Below are 23489 nucleotides of genomic sequence, written 5' to 3'. Positions count from 1 at the left end.
CTCCCTTGCTGTCTTCATTCTCTTCTAGTTACTTCACTTTAATGTCTCAATATATTCTTGTAGCAAATAGCCTTCTCTCTCATAATCGGCCTTATGAAGCAGAACCGTATAGAGTGAATCACTACCATCGAACTCCTGATCAGTGACCTCACCAACACGATACAAGAGTGACACTATATCTCCACGATTTGCAGGAATACGAAAAGTTAAAGTATCCCCCTTCAGAGTCGTCTGAATCGCATCACGTATCGCTAATAAATCCGTTTCATCGAACGCACTAATCTTTAAATACCCTTCACCCGAATTCAGCATTTGCAGTTGTTCCGGTGTACAAGCATCCTTCTTATTATAGAGAACGATTTGTGGTTTGTTCGATGCCCCTAAATCTTCAAGGATAGATTGAACGACAGCCATCTGATCTTCTCTCATATCGGATGACGCATCCACCACATGAAGGATCAATGTTGCCTCATTCACTTCCTCCAACGTAGAACGAAACGCTGCAATCAGGTCATGGGGTAAATTCTGAATGAATCCTACAGTATCCGTAAGTACGACTTCCTTACCAGTAGGTAATTCTAACACACGTGAGGTAGGATCTAAAGTAGCGAACAATTGATCTTGAATATATACGTCAGCATCCGTTAATTGTTTGAGCAAGGTAGATTTACCCGCATTCGTATAACCAACAAGTGCGACTTGAACCACTTCACTTTTCTTTCTACGTTCGCGATACAGCTTGCGATGACGGGTAATCTCATCTAATTGATGCTTCAAATCATCTACACGACCTCGTATATGGCGTCTGTCCGTTTCTAGTTTACTTTCTCCCGGCCCTCTAGTCCCAATACCGCCACCTAGACGTGAAAGATTCTGACCCTGCCCGGATAGACGTGGCAGTAGATAAGTTAACTGTGCCAGTTCAACCTGAATAATACCCTCACGCGTATTCGCTCTTTGGGCAAAAATATCAAGGATCAACTGCGTCCTGTCGATAATTTTAGCATCTAACATTTCTTCTAAATGCCGAACCTGTGCTCCGGATAGCTCATGGTCAAATATAGCTGTATTGGCGTCATTCTCCTCCATAATCATCCGAAGTTCATCTACTTTACCTTTACCAATGAAAAATTTAGGATCCTTTTTGGCAAGATTCTGACTTAGGGAATCCACCACTTCTACACCTGCTGTTTCGGCTAATTGAATTAATTCATGTAAAGAATGCTCTGGGTCGATTCCTTTTCTTTTTACCTCATCTGTCACTAGACTTACTAGGACTGCACGTGCTTGTATTTCCGCTTCTGTATCAAACGTGATGGTGTTTGCCATAAATTTAATTGCCCCTTTATCTGCTAAATCATAGATTGAACCTGAAATCTTCCGTACGTAAAGTCATCAACTCTTGCTTGCCTGGGTTACTGTTCTCATATTGATTCAAAAGCCTTACAGCATGATTGCGAATCGACTTCTCAATCATATTACGAACATATCTTGCATTACTAAACGCATGTAAACCTTCCGTCTTCTCTAGTACAATATGTTGCCTTAATTTTAGTATCGCCTGTGGCATTAGAATATAATCTCTATCTTTTGCCATAAGTTCTGAGATTTGAATGAGTTGATCCACCGTATAATCAGAGAAATCGACCTGTATTGGGAATCTCGAAGGAAGCCCAGGATTGGTCTGCAAAAAGGTATCCATCTCATCGCAATATCCAGCAAGGATAAGAATAAATTGGTTCTTTTGGTCTTCCATTGATTTTACTAATGTATCGATCGCCTCTTTACCGAAGTCCTTTTCCCCGCCACGAGCCAAGCTATACGCCTCATCAATAAAAAGAATGCCACCTAAAGCCTTTTTCACGAGATCTCTCGTCTTCTGAGCCGTATGACCAATGTATTCACCAACTAAATCCGCACGCTCAACTTCAATTAAATGCCCTTTAGTTAGCACACCCATCTTCTGAAATAGTTTAGCTATAATTCTCGCAACGGTTGTCTTTCCTGTTCCGGGGTTCCCTTTAAAAATCATATGATAGACTTGAGAACCACTTGCCAATCCCGCATCTGCACGCATAACCGCCACCTGAAGCAACGCAAAAATTTCAAAAACCAACTCTTTGATGTTATCCAAACCCACAAGTTGTTCCAGATCTCGCTGAATTTCTTGGTATAACCCTTGTTCAGGGGTTACTTTTGGAACCTTGGGGTTCTCGCGATCAGACACCACTTTAGTCAGCACAGGTGCATCCTGGCTACGTAAAACAACATTGATTTGTCTAGATGGTCTGCCATCAGCCTTGCCGTTTGATGCGACGACACGCCCGCTCATGCATCCATCACCTCATTATCTACTGGGATGATATCTCTATTCAATGTATTCTACTTTACTTGGGGTTATTAACAGATTTCAACGATTTAAACCCAAGCTTTAACAAACATTCATCTAGCTTCCACTTTGAATATGCCAGAATCTCTCTGCTCTTATGATAAGACATCGAAAGAACCTTCGAATCCGTCGTTGACAGTAAAGGATGAGCGTAATCCAAATGTTCTGCTATTTCGAATGCACGCATCCCATGGTATGTATGTGTAATAATGATTGCTGAGGACCATCCATGCTGATTCATAATTAGTTGGCTAAATTTCAAATTCTCCAATGTACTCGTTGCCTCATTCTCCATCATAATGACTTCATCGGATACACCATGATCTAGTAAATATTGGCGCATACCTTCAGCTTCAGTGAAATTGAATTCAGGCTGGTCCAGTCCCCCACTTACGATAAACCAATCAAACTTACCTTCATTATACTGCTTTAGTCCATGATCCAGTCTTTCCTTAAGACTAGGGCTCGGCACATCGCCCCACATAGAAGAACCAAGGATGATACCAACTTCCGCAGATTGACTCGCATCAGATGATTGCACAGAATTAATCTTCCATAATGCATAGCCTGACCACATTAGAATCAAGAAGAAGATTACGGCAATCGTGATAACAATCCTCTTGAACCCATTCATATTTCTACTATGATTCCGAATCATGAATTCCTCCTGAACTCATCGTTCTCAAACAATTGTTTACGATGTTCTAATGACATCAAGAAGTAAGGGAATTTCTGATTATCAATCTCATCCAATAGGTTCTTTGCTGTTGATACAGCTAATCGATAATCCTCTTCTGTAATATCTTTTCGTCGCAATGCATCATCCAACTCGTCTTCATCTAGAAGGAATACTTCACCATTTCGAAGCACGACAACATCTAAATACAAATCATCAAACCAAGGTACGCCTTGATCGGTAACTCCTTGTATTTTGCATGTATCAATATACCATTGAATAATTTCTTCTCGCTCATCAAACATAGCAGTGACAATATAATGACTGTTCTTTGGATAATATTGTAGCCAAGAATATCCCTTATCAGCAATCCGACACGTGTGTTTGCCATACGTTTTCCATAGCGGTTCCTTCAGATTATAAATGGTATACAACGTAATATAGCCTGTAAACCTGTCGGATTCTACATACCGGCAGGTAAAGCGGCGGCGTGAGATTCTTCGCCAGTTCGCACGATCTCCAAATTTACGTTTCATGGAAATTTCCCTCTCCAACTATGTTAGCTACAGCTTATCACATATGTGATTCACACTCAAAAAAGAGCCATACTATTCAAACCGCCTCTTTTAGAGGTTGTTCAAAAAGTCATCTTTTATAGCTTAATTATACAGCATACCACCATATGTCCTACTCTGAAAAGAAAAAATCCTGACGGAAATCTTACCGTCAGGATCATGTGTCACTATTTGCATATCATATTACTGATAGTGCGAGTTAAAAAGATAACTTATTAAACTTCCTCTTATGGAGATGTCGTCTCTGGAATTACGTAATCACCTATAGTAGTATCACGGCCTCGATCTTGAGATGTCGTTTCCCCAACACCTCCTCCTTCCGGATCAACAGGAGTTACCTCCTCAGCGGGTGGAATGATTTCACCCTCATTCACAGGTGGCGTTTCGACGCCAGGACCACCATTCCCATTGCCGTGTCCATTGCCGTGTCCATTGCCGTGTCCATTACCGTTGCCGTTGCCGTTGCCGTTCCCGTTTCCATTACCATTACCGTTGCCGTTCTCATTTCCATTACCGTGTCCGTTCCCATTGCCATTCTCGTTTCCGTTACCGTTATCTGGTTGTTGATCAAAGTCTGGGAGCTCGGGAAGCTCCTCGATAGGTTCTTCAGGCGCGGTCACGATCTGAACAATATTAGATTTCTCTGATTCCACGTTATCATCTGCGAGAAATGCTGTAACGTAATATTCGTAAGAAAGTCCTTCGATCGTGTCGAAATCCTCTACACCACTTGATGATGTAGCTTCCACAACTATTCTAAAATCTGCCTCGGAAGATTCTTTACGGTACAGACGATACTGAACATTACTATCTTCTATACCATTCCAATTCAGCGACACAATTTGTGTATTCGGATCATATGAGCCATTTAATCCTGTAACTACCGGAGCCATCTCTGGTTCTGGTTCGGGTATTGGCTCTTTCGCCTTTTCAGGAGCCGGGAAACTTAACGGATCGAACCCTTGCACCGCCTGTTCCATCACTTTTCCCCAAAAGGTTGAAGCTACAGAACTGCCCTTCTTGAGCATGTGTGTTGCATCAGGTTGGTCATATCCCATCCACACTGCTGCAGTGAGTTCAGGTGTGTAACCTACAAACCACACATCACGGTTACCACTATTCCCCTTAATACCACTCTGAGTTGTGCCTGTTTTCCCTGCAACCGGTCTACTTATTGCTGCTCTTTTACCCGTACCACTAACTACAACATTCTGCAACATTTCTGTCATTTGAGAAGAAGTGTCCTTACTCATCACTTCTTTACCATTCTGCTTACGCTCATATTTAACTTTATCTTTACTATCCTTAATGATTTTGATTGAATAAGCTTCATTCAAAATGCCATCATTCGCGAATGCGCTAAAAGCCTGAGCCATCTCTAACGTATTGGTACCTGAATTAAGACCACCCAGCGCTAAAGACAAGTTCTTATCCTCTGGCTCTAACGTTATTCCTAATTTCTGTGCAAACTTAAAGCCGGTATTCACACCTATTTCATTCAATAACCATACAACCGGTATATTCTCGGAGGTCTTTATCGCATCAGACATACTGATCGTTTCCGAATATCCACTCAAGTTACGTGGACAGTAATTACCGAAACATTGCTTCATGTTACTAAGTAGTGAAGTACTACTATATTCTCCAGATTCTAGTGCTGGCGCATAAGAAACTATTGGTTTAATTACCGATCCCGGTTGTCTTCGACTGCCCGTAACGCGACTAAATCCCTTCCGTTCATAATCTCTGCCACCCATGAGAGCCACGATAGCCCCACTCTGATTATTCATAATAACCATAGAAGCCTGCACCTGAATATTATCCGGGCTCTTCTCGAAATTATCGCTATCGGCGAACTCTTTTTCAATAACCTTCTGCGCATTCGTGTCCATTGTCGTATAAATCTTATATCCACCGACGTTCAGGTCATCTTGCGTTAATCCGGTCATTTCTTCAGCCTCACTCATCACATAATCAATGAAGGCTAAATACTGTTGCTTCTTCGCAGGCGGAGTGTAGTCATACACTACATTCTTTGCTTCTTCTCGCTCTGCACTCGTAATATATCCTTGCTCCTCCATCAACAGTAACACTACAGAGCGACGCTCCATAGACAACTCTGGATTTCGTAAAGGATTATATTTCGTTGGCCCTTTTGGCATTGCCGCCAAAGTTGCCATTTGCCAGATCTCCAAATCATTCAAATTCTTCTTGCCAAAATAATACTCTGATGCTGCCTTGATCCCATATCTTTGACCACCGAAATTGATCCGATTAAGATACATCGTAATAATCTCATCTTTAGACATCTTACGTTCTAACGTCATCGCAATCGACATTTCGGTTGCTTTACGGAAGAATGTCTTCTCACGTGTCAGAAATATATTTTTGGCGAGCTGCTGAGTAATCGTACTACCACCCTCAACCATAGACCTTGCCATAATATCTTTCACGGCTGCACGGCCAATGGACCAAATGTCCACTCCACTATGCTCCAAGAAACGTTTATCCTCCGTTGCGATAAAGGCATCCTTTAATAGCTGAGGGATTTGATCACTCTCAACAGGGTCGCTTTGCTGAATAGATAATTCGTACATCAAGCTCCCATTACGATCATACAATTTCGAGCTTTCATTCGGGATAAGCTTATCCTTATTTTCCATATATAACTTCTCACCACTTAAGGTGATATATAGAAATCCTGCTAATGCGCAAAACACGGCAATCGCTATTGTAAAAAACAAGCTCCAAAAAATCTTCTTCTTGGATATCTTTCTCTTGTTTTTCTTCTTGGGCTGATCTGTATTTGTATTCGCCCTAGTAGGTCGTTTATGAACCATTGTAATTCCCCCCTTGACTCCTTCATTCTAGTACTGGAATGAAAAGAACAACCCTTAGTAGGTTGCTCAGTCTATTTCCTATTCATTTAAACGTAATAACACTCCAAAAGGTTTCACAATGACTTATCCCACAGTGGGAGGTTCTTGCATCAATGAAACATTACGTTGCGGTGTAATCGTTGATATCGCATGTTTGAACAGCATTTGTTGACGACCTTCACTATCCACAACAACCGTGAAATTATCGAATGCTTTGATCGTACCTCTGATTTGAAAACCGTTAACCAAAAATATGGTAACAGAAATGCTCTCTTTACGTAGTTGATTTAGAAAAGTATCTTGGATGTTGATGGATTTGTTCATAAAACGTTCCCCCAATGTTTCATTTATTTTTCTTTGTTAACTATTCCCTATTTGAAAGAAGCTTTCCTGCTATTATATCATGAATCTGGGCGAAGTTCTCGGAAAAGTTTTCTTTGTCCGTTACATCCACCCATGAAATATCTTTCATATGGCGGAACCAAGACAACTGCCTCTTTGCAAATCTCCGCGTATCCCGCTTCAATAACGTGATCGTATCTTCCCATGTCAACTCACCCTCTAGGAAGGAAATAACTTCTTTATAACCCAATCCTTGCATAGAGATCAGACTCTTGTCAAAACCTTTATTCATTAAATTCGTTACTTCAGCTACTAAACCTTGTTGTATCATCTCATCGATACGCGCTTCAATTCGTTTATATAGTATTTGCCTATCCATTGTCAAACCAATGATGCTTAGATCATAGGGAGACTCTTTCGTTTGGGCGGCCATTTGCGCAGATAGTGTCGTATTCGTTAAATGGTGAATTTCCAAAGCACGAATCACTCTACGTTGATCATTCATATGCAATCTCTCTGCACTGATGGGATCTACAAGCTTTAATACATCATGTAATGCCTCCGCACCGTAGCTTTCTGCATATTGAACCTGCTCACTACGGAATACTTCGTCAGCACCAACTTCAGTAAACTGAAACCCATAACAGACAGACTCAATATACAGCCCCGTTCCTCCAACAATAAAAGGGATACGCCCCCGACCATGAATTTCTCCAATGAGACGATGGCACTGTTCTTGGAACTCTGCGACTGAATAAGCCTCATCTGGATCGTGAATATCTATTAAATGATGTGGAATGCCTTCCATTTCATCGACGGAGATTTTGGCAGTACCTATATCCATCTGGCGATACACTTGCATCGAATCACCCGATATAATTTCGCATCCGAATAATTTAGCTAGTTCAATACTCATCTTTGTCTTGCCGACGGCGGTTGGACCCAGGAGTACCAATAAAGATGGTTTAGTTTCAGTTGTCAAGGAATATCACTCCATACGTGATTTTTGATTGGTTACGTTCTAACATTCGGAAGCCGAGTCGAGCAAATTCTGGACTGCCCCATTTCTCTTTAAGCATGACAGTCTTTCTAGCAACTCGGACAGCTTCTTGTATACTATCTAAACTCAGTGCGTCCCCATTTGCAAATTCACGTAAAGGATTAATCGCTGCCGAATCCATCAAAGGTTCACGAAACATAGGATCGAAGTATACGATATCTACACTATCATCTGCCATTTCTCGCAAAATATCTAGATGATGTCCATGTTTCACTTTTATTCTGCGCATCGCCTGATTGACCGTCTCCATACCTGTTACATAATGACCGAATCCTTCTTTCAACAATACAGCCATATCGATCGAGCTTTCTAAAGCTGTCACTTGACCCTCGGATCCAGCCTTCACTGCAAATACGAGTGAATCACTTCCTAACCCGGCTGTACAATCAAGGACCGAATCACCTGGCTGCATACCTGCCGCATCTAACATCGGATCAGGGTCACCCTTTATTACCCGCTTCGCCCGTACATACCCCATACTCGGATGATACTCTATCAAAGAACCATCTGGTCTAACTAATCTCGCGCCACCCTCTAAGACTACAAGGGCTACTGTTTCACCTGATCTTTCCATCAGTTTCGTTAACGAGGTTGACTCACGCGGCACATATGTAAACCCTGTATCCACCGCTATAGTCTCAGCACGCTTGACCAATTGTTGTCCAGCCGCGTTTCCTGTCGTAATAATCATTATGTTCTCCTATCCTCTGTAAGAATAATCCTTCAACCCCTATTAAGAGGTTGTTCAAAAAGTCATCTTTTGATCACGAAGGTTACCAAGAAGCGTATTCGACATCGAAGATTGAATTCAGCCGGTCCTAGTGTATGCTTTCGAAGTATGTTTCCTCCGGAAACATTTCAGGTGCTCACGTAGGTACTGCAAGCGTAGGCTTCCGAAGTCATTATCTACGAAAACGTGTAGCTCCGCTCCTCACTCCCTATCTTCATTCAATCTTCTACGGCGTTTCGAAGAAACGCAGCATCGTAAGCATACACTTTAGTGCTGAAAACCTGACTTTTTGAACTCTCATTATAATTAACTACATGACACGTTTAAATAATTTCTCTAGATCATAAGCCGAGAACGAAATAACAATAGGTCGTCCATGAGGGCAAGTGTAAGGTTGCTTGCAAGCAGCCAACCGTTCTAAGAGAGTATCCGACTCTAACGGAGTCAACCTTTGATTCGCTTTAATTGAGGCCTTACATGAGCATAGAACAGATGACTTCTCTCTTAACTTGGCTAAATCAATCATGCGTTCACTAAGGACCCACTCTGCCATCTCTTCAATAATTTCCTGCTCTTCTCCCTTAGGGAACCAGTAGGGATGTGATCTCACCCGAAAGGTCTGCCCACCGAAATGTTCTAAATAAACCCCTACCTGTTCGAACCAATTCAGCTTTTGTTTCAGTTGCTCAGACTCCGAGGGCGTAAATTCTAACGTTATCGGTAGTAAAAGCTCTTGCGAAGCATCGTCAGGACGACCAAATTGTTCATAATAAAATTCATAATTGATTCGTTCATGTGCTGCATGTTGATCGATCAAATAAAGCCCCTCTTCGTTCTGTGCGATTAAATAGGTTCCATGATGCTGACCGATAAGCGTTAATTCAGGAAATGGAGGAAGTTCAGGCGAACCACTTGCTGGTGCAGCATAGACTTCCGGGTTGAAGGATACATTCTTCGCCTCTGTAGGTCGGTAACCCATTTCCTTATTTGCTCCATAATTCTGATCTTTACGTTCTCTCATGGGAGAACTTACATCTGTGCGAACAGGCCATTCGGATCCAGAATTCATAGATGAAATAGGCTTAACAGGCAATCGTTCCTCTTGACCACTTAAACCTTGCCCCACGCTCGCATTAGACTGATCCTTCGTGAACCGGAACTGTTCTTGAATAAAGGATGACCCACTTTGACCAATGTGATGTTTCACAGGTTGTGGAATGAGGACTTGTTGACGTAACACAGCATAAATGGCTTGTTCAACGAAAGGATACAATTCATTTTCTTTACTGAAACGCACCTCAAGCTTGGCCGGGTGTACGTTCACATCCACAATCGAAGGATGCATCGTTAGAGAAAGAATAGCTAGTGGAAAGCGATTGATCGGTAATAACGTATGATAAGCTCTCGTAATTGCTTGGTTCAAGCCATAACTACGAATATATCGACCATTTACAATCGTTGAAATTCCGTTCCGATTCGATCGCGTCCATTCCGGGCGACTAACATATCCTTGCAAACTGAAATCCTTGTCTTCTACTTGCAATGGAAGCATCGCCTTCGCGGCTTGTGTTCCGTATATTGCGGCAATTACCTGCAACAGATCCCCATTACCTACGGTTTGTAGTAATGTATTCTCATTATGTCTCAATATAATACCGATCTCAGGATGAGATAAGGCAATGCGGTACATATAATCTGAAATATGACCAAGTTCTGTCTGAATGGTTTTCATATATTTAAGCCTTGCCGGTGTATTATAGAATAATTCCTTCACGACAAAAGAAGTCCCCCGAGATGAGGCTGTATCTTCGTTTTCAATTAGCTTTCCGCCCTCAATAACTAGCTTGCGGCCCAGTCCATCCTCATTGCTCGAAGTGGTTAACGTCAACTTAGATACCGCTGCGATACTCGCTAACGCTTCACCTCTGAATCCTAAACTAGTAATGTTAAAAAGATCGCGTCCATTCGTTATTTTACTTGTCGCATGGCGATAAAAGGCCGCTTCACAATCATCCGGTTCAATACCTGACCCGTTGTCCATGACGCGAATGCTTTGCAGTCCACCTTCTTCTATAATGACTTCAATCTTGGTGCTCCCGGCATCAATAGCATTCTCCACTAGCTCTTTAACAACAGAAGCAGGCCGCTCCACAACTTCACCTGCGGCAATCTGGTTAGCAATGTGCTCGTCCAATACATGAATTTTGGCCATGGCTATTCCCTCTCTCGTACAAAAATATAGTTTTTGAAAAACAGTAGTGTAGAATGACCGCTGCACTGACGGATTGTCCTTTCGATCGCTGTTGCCCTCCGATTTCTTGATTATATACCGCATAGCGGTAGAAATCAGAGGGCAAAGCATATGCTTCCGAAGTAGCTTTCCTACGGAAAGCTTGTGGGCGAACGCTTCCGCTTCTTCAGGACAATTCCGTCACCTACGCTGCTTCGTACTTCTCCACTTCATCCAACCCAATTCCTCTTATTAGGAACTTAAGACCGCAGAATCAGAATAAGAGATTCCTCGTACCTACTTATTCAGATGATTGTCATATTCCTGCGAAAGTGCAGGCATTTCTTTCGAAACCAATGATATCACGAAGATACCTGCGATCATGCAGGTATTTAATCATAAGTAGGAGGGTTTGTCCCTTTAATAGGCTAAAAGATGTATTATCGCAGGTATCTGCAGTGAATCGATAGATCAAGCAGAAAAAGGATGTACCGTTGCAGGCTTATACCATACGGCGGTTGGTGTTGGCTCTATAGAACGGTAGTAAGGTGGTTCTTAAGTTACTTCACAGCGGATCAAGACGGGTATAAGGTTTAGTTGAGTACAACTGCAACTGCAACTGCAACTGCAACTGCAACTGCAACTGCAACTGCAACTGCAACTGCAACTGCAACTGCAATCTGATCTTATCGAAATAGTCAACCGCTGATTTTAGTGTTGAGCCTCTAATTCATATCCCTTTCGCCTTCACACTAAGCTCAAGTAACAATTGCATCGCTTGTAACGGTGTCATATTCATGAGGTCCACATTCTTAACCGATTCAATAATATGAGTGACAGAAGGGTTCATTGGCGCTGGTGTTTCCTTCTTCTTGTGTTGTATATCCTCTTCACCAAATATAGATAGCTGCACAACAGCGCTAGCTTCCTTTATCTCGTCTGTGTGATCAAAGCAATCGCCCTTAACTTGCTCAACACTAACTGCCACTTGCGAAGGCGCATGTTCCAAACCTTCCAGAAGCGTATTGGCTCGGTCAATAATGGAATCTGGCAAGCCTGCTAAGCGAGCACAATAAACGCCATAACTACTTCCGGCAGCGCCTGGAATCAGTTTACGTAGGAAGTGGACCTTATCGCCACTCTCCTGCACGGACATAGAGTAATTGCGTAAGCCAATCAAACTTTCTTCCATATGTGATAATTCGTGGAAGTGCGTTGAGACTAGTGCTTTACAGCCAATTTGATCATGTACAAATTCAATAACCGCTTGAGCAATGGCCATCCCTTCACTCGTTGAAGTCCCACGTCCAAGTTCATCAATAATGATCAGACTCCGCGAGGTTGCTTTCTCTGTCATCACTTGAATGTCAGCCATTTCAACCATGAAAGTACTCTGGCCCCCAATTAAGTCATCCGCTGCACCAATTCGAGTAAATATACGATCTACCATAGGAATTTCCGCTCGATTTGCAGGTACATAGCAGCCCATTTGAGCCAGTATAGATATAAGAGCCACTTGACGCATATACGTACTTTTCCCTGCCATATTAGGACCCGTAATGAGTAAAATATTGGCCGATTCCTTAGATAATTCCGTTGAGTTAGCAATGAAATCAGCATCTTTCATCACAGCCTCGACGACAGGATGACGTCCACCTTCAATGATCAGATCGTAATTGTCCGTCAGCACCGGCTTCACGAAACCATGTTCTACACTAATCGCAGCGAGAGATTGGTATACGTCCAATTCAGCGACCTTCTCCGCAAGGGATTGTAGTCGTTGGATTTGATTACTCAATTTCTCTCTTAGCTCTGTGAAGAGTTCATATTCTAAGTCCACCATCTTCTCCTGAGCCTCGAGAATCAATCCCTCTTTCTCTTTCAGTTCAGGCGTGACATATCGTTCCGCATTCGCCAGCGTCTGTTTCCGTTCATATCTTCCTTCTGGTAATGCCCCGATATTAGCCTTGGTTAATTCGATATAATATCCAAACACTTTATTGAATCCAATCTTCAATGACTTAATTCCCGTTACCACGCGCTCTTGCGCCTCTAGCTCCGCAATCCACTTTTTCCCGTTAGTGCTGGCCTCTCTAAGCTCGTCCAAATGATGATGGTATCCAGCCTTAATTAATCCACCCTCTCGAACTGAAATAGGCGGTTCATCGACGATTGCCTGCTCAATCGCGTCATGCAGATCACCACAGGGATCCAGCTCGCTTGCAATCTTCCCTAATGTCACCGATGAGGAAGCAGCACATAGCTCTTTAAGCGCTGGAATCTGTCTTAGTGATAACTTGAGCGCTATCAGATCTCGACCCGTAGCATTGCCAAAGGCGATTCTGCCTACAAGCCGCTCCAAATCATATATATCACTGAGTGAATGCCGTAAATCTTCACGTAATATAAGCTGGTTGTACAGCAATTCTACGGCTTCAAGCCTTTCCTCAATTCGACTACGATGTAACAACGGTTTATCGATTCTACGTCGTAATAGGCGTGCTCCCATGGATGTCTCTGTTTTATCTAGAAGCCATAATAGTGAGCCTTTCTTAGATCTGTCACGGACGGTCTCTACTAACTCTAGATTACGGCGGGTAAAAGGATCCAGAATCATATAATGTCCAGGTTCATACGATGAGATCTGTGTTAATTGACCTAGCGAACGTCTCTGTGTCTCATTAAGATAGGAGATCAGTACAGAGATACAAGTTCCACGCTCTTGGTCTAGTCGAGCCCATGCGGCTTCGCCGAATTGACTTCTGACCATCTTCTCTTCCTTCTTCTCCCATGGCGTATAAAGGACAGGTCTATTCCCTTGAAGCTGTAATGACCGAATGCTCGCAAGCATCCCTTCATCTCCAATAATCTCAGATGGTTCATATATGTTAATCTCATCACGTAACCATTCCAGTGAGGATGGGACAGATGTCACGTATAATTCTCCCGTAGACAAATCACAAGCAGATAAGCTCATCATCCCACCTGAAGTTGTCACACAGACTAAATAATTATTTGATTTATCAGCTATATTCTTGCCGTCCATATTCGTTCCTGGTGTCACAACGCGAACGATACCTCGGCGTACCATTCCTTTCGTCGTTGCAGCATCCTCAAGTTGCTCACAGATGGCAACCTTAAATCCCTTTTCAATGAGACGCTGGATATAGCCCTCCGCGGCATGGTAAGGAACACCACACATCGGTATTTTGCCATCTCCTCCACCACCACGACTCGTAAGCGTAATCTCAAGCTCACGAGATGCACGGATAGCATCTTCAAAGAACATTTCATAGAAATCCCCTAGTCGAAAAAATAAAAATGCATCTTGTGCTTGTTTCTTCACATTCAAATATTGTTCAATCATTGGCGTATATTGGGACATGAGTTACCTCCATAAATCTAATTATGCTAATCCTGATTATAACACAGGAACCTTCCAGAGCGGACGGATATCCCGTGATTCATCCCATGATCTTCCGCTAGACATACGATCCAACAGAGGATCGATATATTTTGAATAGTTTGAATAGTCGCTAAGTGATCTCATATCTCGGAATAAGGGCTCGATACAATCTCGAATCGGCTGCTTCAACCCCTCATAGAAAGCGCTATGAATTTTCTCTTGCTCTAATGGTCGCAACATTAACTTTTTATAATTACGAACCACGATATATGCAAGACAAACGACACCCTTTGTAACCATTGGAGATACTAAGAAACTAGGTAGAGTTCGATATTCAAAGCCCCCATGAGGCTGTCTTCTGAAATCCCCAAGATACCCATAACGGGGTCTCCTTGCCAAACTTGATTGATCCTCAAGTAACATTACGGGGAGAGTGAGATAATTATCCAACACTTGCAAAAGAGCCGAAGTCAGAACGATACCACTGAAGTGCAAGTGCCCACCCAAAGGTAATCCAGGCACTGGCATTCCCCCAGCTTTCCACATTAAGGATCTATCTTTGATCATGTGAGAAGCAGAACTCATGGCGTGCATAAGTTCCACAAGTAATCCACGCGGTTGTAGACTCGGTTCGGGGCGCAATTCAGCAACAGGGAAGCTAGTAATCCCCCCCATATGAACAGCATCGCATCCTACCTCCCCTGTACGTTCTAGGAAATCTGATGCCGGGACGACTTCCATTGAAGAAGAATCAATAAGTAGAAATTCAGGATCCATGCCCATCATAAGCTGAATCCCTTTCCTTTTTTCCATACGTAATGCGTTATGTAGATTGACTTGATGCTGATGATATAACCCTAACAACTTCGGGTCTTGTAATCTCGACAACGGCGTGATCTTCTCCAACACATAGCGACGTTCACCATAGGTTGAGACTATAGCTTCGCCTGATTCTAATCCTAATGTATAAAAACTTCGAACGGCCACCTTCGCCAATCTATTCATTAAAGAACTTTGTTCCTCATCCACTCCAGACGTCATCGTTAATCCCGTCCTTATTCCTCCATTCGCTAGCTTGGAGACATTGAATCCACGTAAATCACACACTTGTACAGCATATCTACTGCGATATGTAGATTCCTGACGGCGATCTCTCCTACCTTCCGCTAATTCAGACGATACTCCCGAACGAATGAGCCGAGCTTGACGGACAGACAATGACATTGATTCAAAGAACCGCAACCCTAGATCCACTTAAATACGCCCCCTGCTATACTTCGTGATCAAAAGCTGACTTTTTGAACATCCTCTAAAATAAAAACAAAAAAGGAGGGCATCCGCCCTCTACACAGACGCCCTCGCAACATATACTACCTTAATACTTCACAAATTAACCGCATGCGTTACAGATCATCATCCAATAAGTCGGGATCCAAATCTTCGTAGTCAACATTATCCTCGGCAAACTCAAATTCCTTGTCATCAAAAATCTCGTTACCGACGAGAACAAATACTTTCGTCTCCGCAATGAGTTCCACTGTGAATTCCCGTTCGACACGGATGATGACACTTCCACCTCCCGAGGACACACTTGCTTCCACACAACTAGGTTCCTGCGTTGCATCCGCAGAGACTTCAACTGTGGATGCCCGATGTCTCGGGTCTACATACGATAGCGAGACAAAATCTACATAAGGTACAGTTTCTTTCGCTACATCGGTTTGAGAGTTCTTGTCATAGGAATACCAAATGTTGATATCGTAAGTACCAATAACTTCAATTCCGTCCCCCGCCGCAACAGCCTCATACTGATGATTAATGATCCAGGCACCTAAAATACTGGTTGGATTATGCGGCGGAGTTACGGTATGTGTTACGGTAGAGAACTTACGACCTTTGCCACAGATCGCTTTCGTTATGATCTCTCTACTTTGTTGTTTACGACTTAATGACATCTTCGAACCTCCTCCATACAATCATTCACTACTAAGTGTATGCAGGGACTAGGCAAAAGTTGATTAGCCTAGTACAAATAAATAAAATTTTCTATTAAAGCAACGATGTTTGAGTAAAAATCTACTAGTGCAAGTTCAAAATGTTAGCTTTTCAGGAATAGGAGCCTTACTCTTCTTAGCAATTTTCAGATATAAGGATAACTCGCGACATAGCTGTAAAATAGAAGATCTAATCTCGAATTCCTCCCTAGTGGTTGGAAGATCCATTTCTTTGAAATCTTGTTCCAACTTTTCCAACAGCATCTCAGTACGACCTGTATATACCGATTCCGTTACATCATGACTAAGTTGTTCCATCAATTCGGCTACCAATTCACCCTGAGGAAGTTTCTGATATACTTCAGCAATTCGTTGCACCATGACTAGAATTAAATCCAGCTGTTCCCTACGCATATAGAAATAAATATTCCATGCTGCATCTGGATGAACCACTTGATTCTCCATCCCCCGGTTTGCTGCTTGAGATCCTTCTGCAATGGCTTTTCCCGCTTCGATTAGTTCGCTTCCATCCCAAACATAATTGGGATTATGTAAAGTATGGCTAATATGTTGAAATATTATAGCGAATAGCCCGTCCACCTTGTGACGAATCTCAATCATCTGTGTACTCACCTTAGGCATATACACCATATTAACGACCATCGCTGAACCTAGTCCAATGATTAGCAATTCAATTTGTGTTAATAGCACGGGCAACGATAGATCCTCGCCACCAAATATACGAAACACAACGACGGAGCTTGTAACAATTCCTTCCTTAAAACTCGTTTTAACGATTAATGGAAAGCCGAACAATACAAATAACCCGAGGACCCAGTAGTGGAAACCGAAGACGGCAAATAGCATACATGCAAAAAGAAGCCCCACGATAGAGGCGAAAAAACGAGCTGAAATCGTGCGCAAACTCCTTTTACGAGTAACCTCGACACCTAAAATGGCTAATAAACCCGCACCCTGAGGATTTGGTATACCGACCATATCAGCGATCAGAATAGACATAAGTGTAGCTATCGCTGTTTTTATAACTCGAATACCCATGAGAACACATCTCTTTTCTGTCATTATGATTGTAGTCTCATGGTACTTTATTTAATAAGTCAACACAATGTGAGTTATCATACGCTTTGAGTATGAGGGTTCTCAACTTCTTATATTTCCGCTGAAACGGGCATCGTCCTTGATAAAGGACGGCGAAGTCGTTTCTACTTGTGGATTAACAGCTTGCGCTCCATATACACAACCGCCTGGTACATCACCGTTGCTACAACTGCAATAATAAACAGACTCGACATCACTAACGTAAAGTTAAACACTTGAAAACCATAAATAATTAAATACCCTAGACCCATCCTCGCCACTAGAAACTCACCCACAATGACACCGACCCAAGCCAAACCAACATTCACTTTCAAGGTGGAAATAATGGCAGGAAATGATGCTGGTAAGATCACTTTACGAAATACATCCGAACGTGAACCACCAAATGTCCTCACCACTTTGACTAGGTTCGCATCTACCTCTGAGAAACTATTGTACACGACTAATGTCGTAATAATGACGATGACCGACAACGTAGTTACAACGATAGCTGTAAAACCAGCACCAAATACAACGATAAAGAGGGGGCCCAATGCCACCTTAGGCATACTGTTGAATACGACCATGTAAGGATCTAGCACCTTCGATACGAAGGGGGACCACCAGAGCAGAACGGCAATCCCAGTCCCAAGCAACGTACCAAGTACAAATCCTACAACAGTCTCACCAACGGTCGTTCCGATGTGCCTCCAAATCTCTCCACTGACGATGTCTTCCCAAATATGATTAAATATCTTTGTAGGATAACTAAACAGTAATACATCAATCCACTTGAGTTTCCCCGCGGTTTCCCACAAAATTAGAATAAACAACAACAAACCCAGTTGGACCGTTAATACATTTCTGCGTAGTTTATTTTTATGCGCGAGATATTGCTGATATCGTTCTGTAAGCAAGTTCCCTCTCGCTATAGAAGTTTCATCCTCTGTTGGATTCGACCTGTTCATACTGATCACACCTCCTCATTTACAGATCACTCGTCATTTCCATCGCGCTCCAGATCTCATGAAAGAGAATTTGAAAGCCCTCCTGATCACGAGCATGAAAAGGCAATACGTCACGGATATTTCTCGGCACCTCAAATATTCTTCTTATTCTACCCGGATTGCTGCCAAGTAGAATAATTCGATCACTCATGGCGATCGCTTCTGATAGATCATGAGTGACCAACACGGCCGTTTTGTTACGTTCACGTAAAGTACGAGAGATAAGATCTTCTAATTGTAATTTCGTCTGATAATCCAATGCAGAGAAAGGTTCATCCAACAACAATAGACCCGGATCTGTCGCTAATGTTCGTACGAGCGCCACGCGTTGGCGCATCCCACCTGAAAGATGTTGCGGATAAATATTCTCTTTCCCTTGTAGCCCCATTTCTTCAAGCAATGCCAAGGTCATCGCTTTATTCTCTAATGTGACCCCCTCTGTTAACTCTAAACCGAGAAGCGCATTATTTAGAATGGTCCGCCATGGAAACAGATAATCTTGCTGCAACATATATCCTACTTCGGATGATGGACCCATAAGCTTCCGTCCATACACAAGAACCTCACCTTGGCTTGGTGTAATCAGACCTGCAATGATCGAAAGAATCGTTGTTTTCCCACAGCCACTTGGCCCAACAAGACTTACAAATTCTCCAGGATGTACAGTCAGTTGAAGGCGATCCACAGCCAGAGAGGCTTCACGATCGGTGATATAAATATGAGCAACATTATTCAACTCTACAACAGGTACCATATGCACTCTCCTTTTGGCTGGGGTAAGTTACTTCACTGTAGATTTGGCCTTCTCAGCAAATGTATTATCCACAATATCTTCTCGTGCCACCCGTTCTTTCAATTCACCAGCGTTCTCCATCACGTCTAACAGGTTATTCCATTCCGCATCGTCTAATTGAGGATCTGTTGCGTACGTCCCTTGTTCTTGATAACGTTTCACTGCAGAAATAATAATCTCACGGTCTGTGTCTTTGAAATAAGGAATGATCGCATCTGCAATTTCCTCAGGACTATGATCGGCTACCCAAGTTTGAGCCTTTTGTACCGCGTTCGTAAATTTCTGAACGGTATCCGCATTATTCTTGATATAACTTTGTTTACTCATGAACACAGTATAAGGTAGGAGTCCGCTTTCCACGCCGAATGAAGCAACTACATGACCTTTACCCTCTTTTTCAAAAATGGAGGCTTGTGGTTCGAACAACTGTACATATTGTCCAGTTCCCGAAGCAAAGGCAGAGGCTATATTAGCGAAATCAATATTCTGAATCAATTCTAGATCTGTATGTGGATCAATTCCCTGCTTATGAAACGTGAACTCTCCAGCCATTTGCGGCATACCGCCTTTACGTTGCCCTAAAAATACTTCTCCCCTCAACTGATCCCAGTTAAATGTGCCACTGTCTTCTCTAGCAACAAGAAACGTTCCATCTGTCTGAGTCAACTGTGCGAAATTGATTACGGGATCTTCAGATCCTTGCTGATACACATAAATGGACGTCTCCGAACCAACTAATGCCACATCTATAGCGTTCGACAATAAAGCAGTCATCGTCTTATCTCCGCCAGGAATCGTCTGTAACTCGACATCCAATCCCTCTTCTTTAAAAAAGCCTTTTTCCAGGGCCACATATTCTGGTGCATAAAATACTGAACGGGTCACTTCCCCAATCTTCACCTTCGTTATAGTATCTTTCCCTCCGCAACCGGCAGCAACTGTACTACAGATGAGAAGAACAGCTATAGCTGCCACAATCGTTCTTTTTGCTTTCCACATAGGTATCCCTCCATTCTTCCAAGTAAACATATTGCATCATATGCTACAGCCTACAAAAGGTTATTCTTGATGGCATATTTCAGATATCTTCAGCGCAAAAAGCCATGATTCCCTACAACATGCAGAGGTTCATGGCATTAAATATTAACCTTATAAATATAAATATATTAAATTGCATTTTCAATCTTACAACTTGTATATTTCTTTATATTTCGCTTCCAAGTAATCTGCCAAGTAATTCGGGTTCAACTCTTCACCTGTCACTTGAACTATAATTTCTGATGGTGTCAGACTTTTTCCATATTGATAAATCTTATCCGTAAGCCATTCCTTAATAGGTAGTAAATTCCCCTCAGCGATCCATTCATCATATTGTGGCAGCTCTTTACGTATCGTATTTAAAAATTGTGCCGCATACATGTTCCCAAGTGAATACGATGCGAAATATCCGAAATCTCCACCAGACCAATGCACATCTTGAAGGACACCGAGTCCATCATTTGGAGGTTGAATGCCAAGATACTCCTGGTACTTCGTATTCCATACTTTCGGCAGATCTTTCACTGATAAGTTGTCATTAAACAGCATCTTCTCGATCTCATAACGAATAATGATATGAAGATTATATGTTAATTCATCTGCATCAATTCGAATAAGAGAGTTCTCTACGCGGTTAATTGCACGGTAGAAGTCCTCGACCGCCACATCTTGAAGCTGTGGAGCGAAATGCTGTTGTAGATCACCGTAATATCTTTCCCAGAATGCTACACTGCGTCCAATCATATTCTCCCATAAGCGAGACTGTGATTCATGAATACCCATTGAGGTGCCTTCAGCGAGTGGAGTCCCGGCAAATTTCACATCAACATTTTGCTCGTAGAGCGCATGTCCGCCTTCATGTAATGAGCTGAATAACGCATTCGTCACATCCCCTTCCACATAATGCGTCGTAATCCGTACATCACCAACGTTAAGACTCGTAGCAAATGGATGCACACTTTCATCTTGACGTCCTGCCTCAAAATCATATCCCATTTGTTCAAGAATAAAGAGTCCAAATTTCTCTTGTTGCTCTTTTTTAAATATTTGTTGGAGAAAGCCTTTTTCCGGTTGATGTGGAGAGGCTTGAATCGCTTCGACTAATGGTACTAGACGGCTACGAAGTTGGCTGAAAATCTGATCCAGTTTCTCCACTGTCATATCAGGTTCATACATATCGATCAGTGTATCGTATCGAGTTCCCTTAACACCCCAATAATCGATGAACTTTTTCTTCATAGCAACGATTTTACTTAAATACGGCTCGAACCCTGCAAAGTCACTCTTTTCCTTCGCTTCTTCCCACAATGTCTGAGCATGTGCCGTTAAGGCAGAATATTCTTGAAATTGATCTGCTGGAATGAGCTTGTTCAGTTCATACTCCTTTTTACAATCCAGAATGATCTTTCGATCTACATCATCAAGTTGCGCAATAACATTCTCATTTGAAAAATACTCCAAGTATTTCGCCATATCATCTGAAATTTGTAATTTGAACATTTCAGTATCTAATATACCAATTGTTTCTGATCGGAATTCAGCACCTTTGCGGGGAGCACCTGTCCTTAGATCCCAGTGCAATAAAGATACAGCCTCATAATAACCTCTTATTTTACGAACTAATTCGCGAAATTGATCTAACTTCATTTTTACTTCATTTTCCATTTTATTATTCACCTCGTGATATTTTTCTACTTTCCTCTTGATGATACTTATTACAAAAAGTATAATCAACTGTTAAGAACGAATTTATCCTAACAGAGGAGGGATCTTCCCTATGACCCACATTTCTGAAGTATTGGAGTATAACCAACATTTTGTTGAGAACAAAGAATACGAGGCTTACCGCACTAGTAAATTCCCTGACAAGAAAATTGTTGTACTCAGTTGTATGGATACCCGACTTACAGAACTACTTCCCAAAGCTATGAATTTCAAAAATGGCGACGTTAAACTTATAAAAAATGCCGGCGCCATTATATCCCAGCCTTTTGGTAGCGTAATGCGTAGTATATTAGTTGCCATTTATGAACTACAAGCAGATGAAGTCTTCATCGTAGCTCACTTAGATTGTGGCATGGCTTCATTGAACTCAGATCATATGATCGAAATGATCAAAGATCGTGGTATCTCAGAAACCGTGTTATCCACTCTCGAGAACTCAGGAATTCGATTATCTAAATGGCTTAGAGGATTCAATGATGTACATGAAGGCGTCATTCATACGGTTAATGTTATCAATAAACATCCACTGCTCCCGGCAAATATACCTGTACACGGAATGATTATCGACCCGGACAATGGCGCATTAGAACTTGTTATCGATGGGTACAAAAATTTGTAACATACACTATGATACGTACGAACACGAATCTATCGGATTCGTGTTTTTTGCGTAACTCATGTCTGTTTATTTGCCAAACCATACAGTTTCAGTGTACACTTCTCTCTGTTGAAACTTTAATAAGTATCAACGTACATCACTAGATACACAACACTATTATACTTCAGGAGGATTCAATTTCGTATGAAAAAATGGATTATGGTTGTTATGGCTTTCACTCTTATCTTTGTTACAATTTCCCCAACTAGTGTCGATGCAAGACGTGGTGGTGGATTTAAATCCGGAACGAAGTCTTTCACGAACACACCTAAGAAATCTACAACAAATAGTAATGTAAGCAAATCTACAACGAATAACAAATCCACAGCAGGAACGGCTGCAGGATCAACTGGGAAACGTGGGTTTTTCAGTGGCGGTAGCTTAATGAAAAGCTTGATGATTGGTGGATTAGCTGGAATGTTATTCGGAGGCATGTTTGGTAATATGGGCTTCATGGGCGATCTTATCGGATTAGCAATCAACGTGCTAGCAATTTATGTACTAATCTCCTTAGCACTTGCTGGATATCGCGCTTACAAGAACCGTCGTAAACCAGATCCACGTGACGGAAGGTACTAATAGATATGGAACTTTCCATGGATGAGATTATTAATGCTATTTGCCTACACATGGCCGAACGCAAAGGCATACGTCCTACAGATGTTCAAGTAGAATTGAGTTGGGATGAAGAACAGGGGTATTCTGCCGAAGTGTGGACACAAGGCCGGAGTCAATATCTCGTTGAATCGAATATGATCGAAGCAATCCTTCGCTACTTGCAGAGTGAATACGATATTCGTGCCTTCCGTGAACAGGTAACATTAGATATCGATGAAGAGATTACAGCGAATGTTGTGACGACTTAAACATAAGAGGATGTCCTAGTGAG

At 42.2% G+C, this 23489-nt stretch carries 20 protein-coding genes; 3 read left to right on the top strand and 17 right to left on the bottom strand.

Translation table 11 applies throughout. The annotated features are described in order from the left end of the window. Window positions 1–33: 33 nt before the first annotated feature. The 17 genes from hflX to AC1TO9_RS16885 all read right to left on the bottom strand — a co-directional run bounded on the left by hflX (window position 34) and on the right by AC1TO9_RS16885 (window position 21882). Complete coding sequence (gene hflX / locus AC1TO9_RS16965) at window positions 34–1329, bottom strand: GTPase HflX (protein ID WP_482057171.1); 1296 nt, start codon at window positions 1327–1329, stop codon at window positions 34–36. A gap of 28 nt (window positions 1330–1357) precedes the next feature. Next, window positions 1358–2332 carry an AAA family ATPase gene (locus AC1TO9_RS16960; RefSeq protein ID WP_482057172.1) on the bottom strand — a complete coding sequence of 325 codons (975 nt, stop codon included), beginning with the start codon at window positions 2330–2332 and terminating at the stop codon, window positions 1358–1360. 55 nt (window positions 2333–2387) lie between these two features. After that, window positions 2388–3047, bottom strand: a complete 660-nt coding sequence (locus AC1TO9_RS16955) for a YdcF family protein (protein WP_482057173.1) — start codon at window positions 3045–3047, stop codon at window positions 2388–2390. Next, complete coding sequence (locus tag AC1TO9_RS16950; RefSeq protein ID WP_482057174.1) at window positions 3044–3601, bottom strand: ribonuclease FAU-1 family protein; 558 nt, start codon at window positions 3599–3601, stop codon at window positions 3044–3046. The genes AC1TO9_RS16955 and AC1TO9_RS16950 overlap by 4 nt, the downstream gene beginning before the upstream one ends. A 266-nt stretch (window positions 3602–3867) precedes the next feature. After that, on the bottom strand, window positions 3868–6480 hold the full coding sequence (locus tag AC1TO9_RS16945; protein WP_482059932.1) for a transglycosylase domain-containing protein: 2613 nt from the start codon (window positions 6478–6480) through the stop codon (window positions 3868–3870). A 123-nt stretch (window positions 6481–6603) separates the two neighbouring features. Then, on the bottom strand, window positions 6604–6843 hold the full coding sequence (gene hfq, locus AC1TO9_RS16940; RefSeq protein WP_438350972.1) for an RNA chaperone Hfq: 240 nt from the start codon (window positions 6841–6843) through the stop codon (window positions 6604–6606). 40 nt (window positions 6844–6883) lie between these two features. Beyond that, complete coding sequence (gene miaA / locus AC1TO9_RS16935) at window positions 6884–7843, bottom strand: tRNA (adenosine(37)-N6)-dimethylallyltransferase MiaA (RefSeq protein WP_482057176.1); 960 nt, start codon at window positions 7841–7843, stop codon at window positions 6884–6886. After that, on the bottom strand, window positions 7833–8612 hold the full coding sequence (locus AC1TO9_RS16930; RefSeq protein WP_482057177.1) for a class I SAM-dependent methyltransferase: 780 nt from the start codon (window positions 8610–8612) through the stop codon (window positions 7833–7835). The genes miaA and AC1TO9_RS16930 overlap by 11 nt, the downstream gene beginning before the upstream one ends. A gap of 349 nt (window positions 8613–8961) precedes the next feature. Beyond that, a complete protein-coding gene (gene mutL, locus AC1TO9_RS16925) occupies window positions 8962–10863 on the bottom strand; it encodes a DNA mismatch repair endonuclease MutL (protein ID WP_482059931.1) in 1902 nt (633 codons plus the stop codon). Between the two features lie 748 nt (window positions 10864–11611). Further along, window positions 11612–14266, bottom strand: coding sequence for a DNA mismatch repair protein MutS (gene mutS / locus AC1TO9_RS16920; RefSeq protein ID WP_482059930.1), 2655 nt, complete (start codon window positions 14264–14266; stop codon window positions 11612–11614). Between the two features lie 36 nt (window positions 14267–14302). Further along, a complete protein-coding gene (locus AC1TO9_RS16915; protein WP_482059929.1) occupies window positions 14303–15541 on the bottom strand; it encodes a putative amidoligase domain-containing protein in 1239 nt (412 codons plus the stop codon). A 149-nt stretch (window positions 15542–15690) separates the two neighbouring features. Next, complete coding sequence (gene cotE, locus AC1TO9_RS16910; RefSeq protein ID WP_482057181.1) at window positions 15691–16242, bottom strand: outer spore coat protein CotE; 552 nt, start codon at window positions 16240–16242, stop codon at window positions 15691–15693. A gap of 135 nt (window positions 16243–16377) precedes the next feature. After that, a complete protein-coding gene (locus AC1TO9_RS16905) occupies window positions 16378–17340 on the bottom strand; it encodes an aromatic acid exporter family protein (protein ID WP_482057182.1) in 963 nt (320 codons plus the stop codon). Window positions 17341–17504: 164 nt separating this feature from the next. Continuing rightward, entirely contained in the window at window positions 17505–18347 is an 843-nt protein-coding gene (locus AC1TO9_RS16900; RefSeq protein WP_482059928.1) for an ABC transporter permease, read from the bottom strand. Between the two features lie 19 nt (window positions 18348–18366). Further along, window positions 18367–19140, bottom strand: coding sequence for an ABC transporter ATP-binding protein (locus AC1TO9_RS16895; RefSeq protein ID WP_482057184.1), 774 nt, complete (start codon window positions 19138–19140; stop codon window positions 18367–18369). Window positions 19141–19167: 27 nt separating this feature from the next. After that, the gene (locus AC1TO9_RS16890) at window positions 19168–20178 is read right to left on the bottom strand and encodes an ABC transporter substrate-binding protein (protein WP_482057185.1); all 1011 of its coding nucleotides are present in this window, start codon (window positions 20176–20178) and stop codon (window positions 19168–19170) included. A gap of 186 nt (window positions 20179–20364) precedes the next feature. Continuing rightward, window positions 20365–21882: a carboxypeptidase M32 gene (locus tag AC1TO9_RS16885; RefSeq protein ID WP_482059927.1), complete on the bottom strand. Its 1518-nt coding sequence runs from the start codon at window positions 21880–21882 to the stop codon at window positions 20365–20367. A gap of 112 nt (window positions 21883–21994) precedes the next feature. On the opposite strand from AC1TO9_RS16885, the gene AC1TO9_RS16880 reads away from it, so the two are divergent. The 3 genes from AC1TO9_RS16880 to AC1TO9_RS16870 all read left to right on the top strand — a co-directional run bounded on the left by AC1TO9_RS16880 (window position 21995) and on the right by AC1TO9_RS16870 (window position 23466). Further along, complete coding sequence (locus tag AC1TO9_RS16880; protein WP_482057187.1) at window positions 21995–22561, top strand: beta-class carbonic anhydrase; 567 nt, start codon at window positions 21995–21997, stop codon at window positions 22559–22561. A gap of 183 nt (window positions 22562–22744) precedes the next feature. Further along, window positions 22745–23179, top strand: coding sequence for a hypothetical protein (locus tag AC1TO9_RS16875; protein ID WP_482057188.1), 435 nt, complete (start codon window positions 22745–22747; stop codon window positions 23177–23179). Between the two features lie 5 nt (window positions 23180–23184). After that, complete coding sequence (locus tag AC1TO9_RS16870) at window positions 23185–23466, top strand: YxcD family protein (RefSeq protein ID WP_482057189.1); 282 nt, start codon at window positions 23185–23187, stop codon at window positions 23464–23466. Window positions 23467–23489 lie beyond the last annotated feature (23 nt).

The sequence above is a fragment of the Paenibacillus sp. Y916 genome (assembly GCF_056786435.1).
Note: the sequence above shows the minus strand (reverse complement) of the source record. Positions and strands in the feature narration are given on the sequence as shown.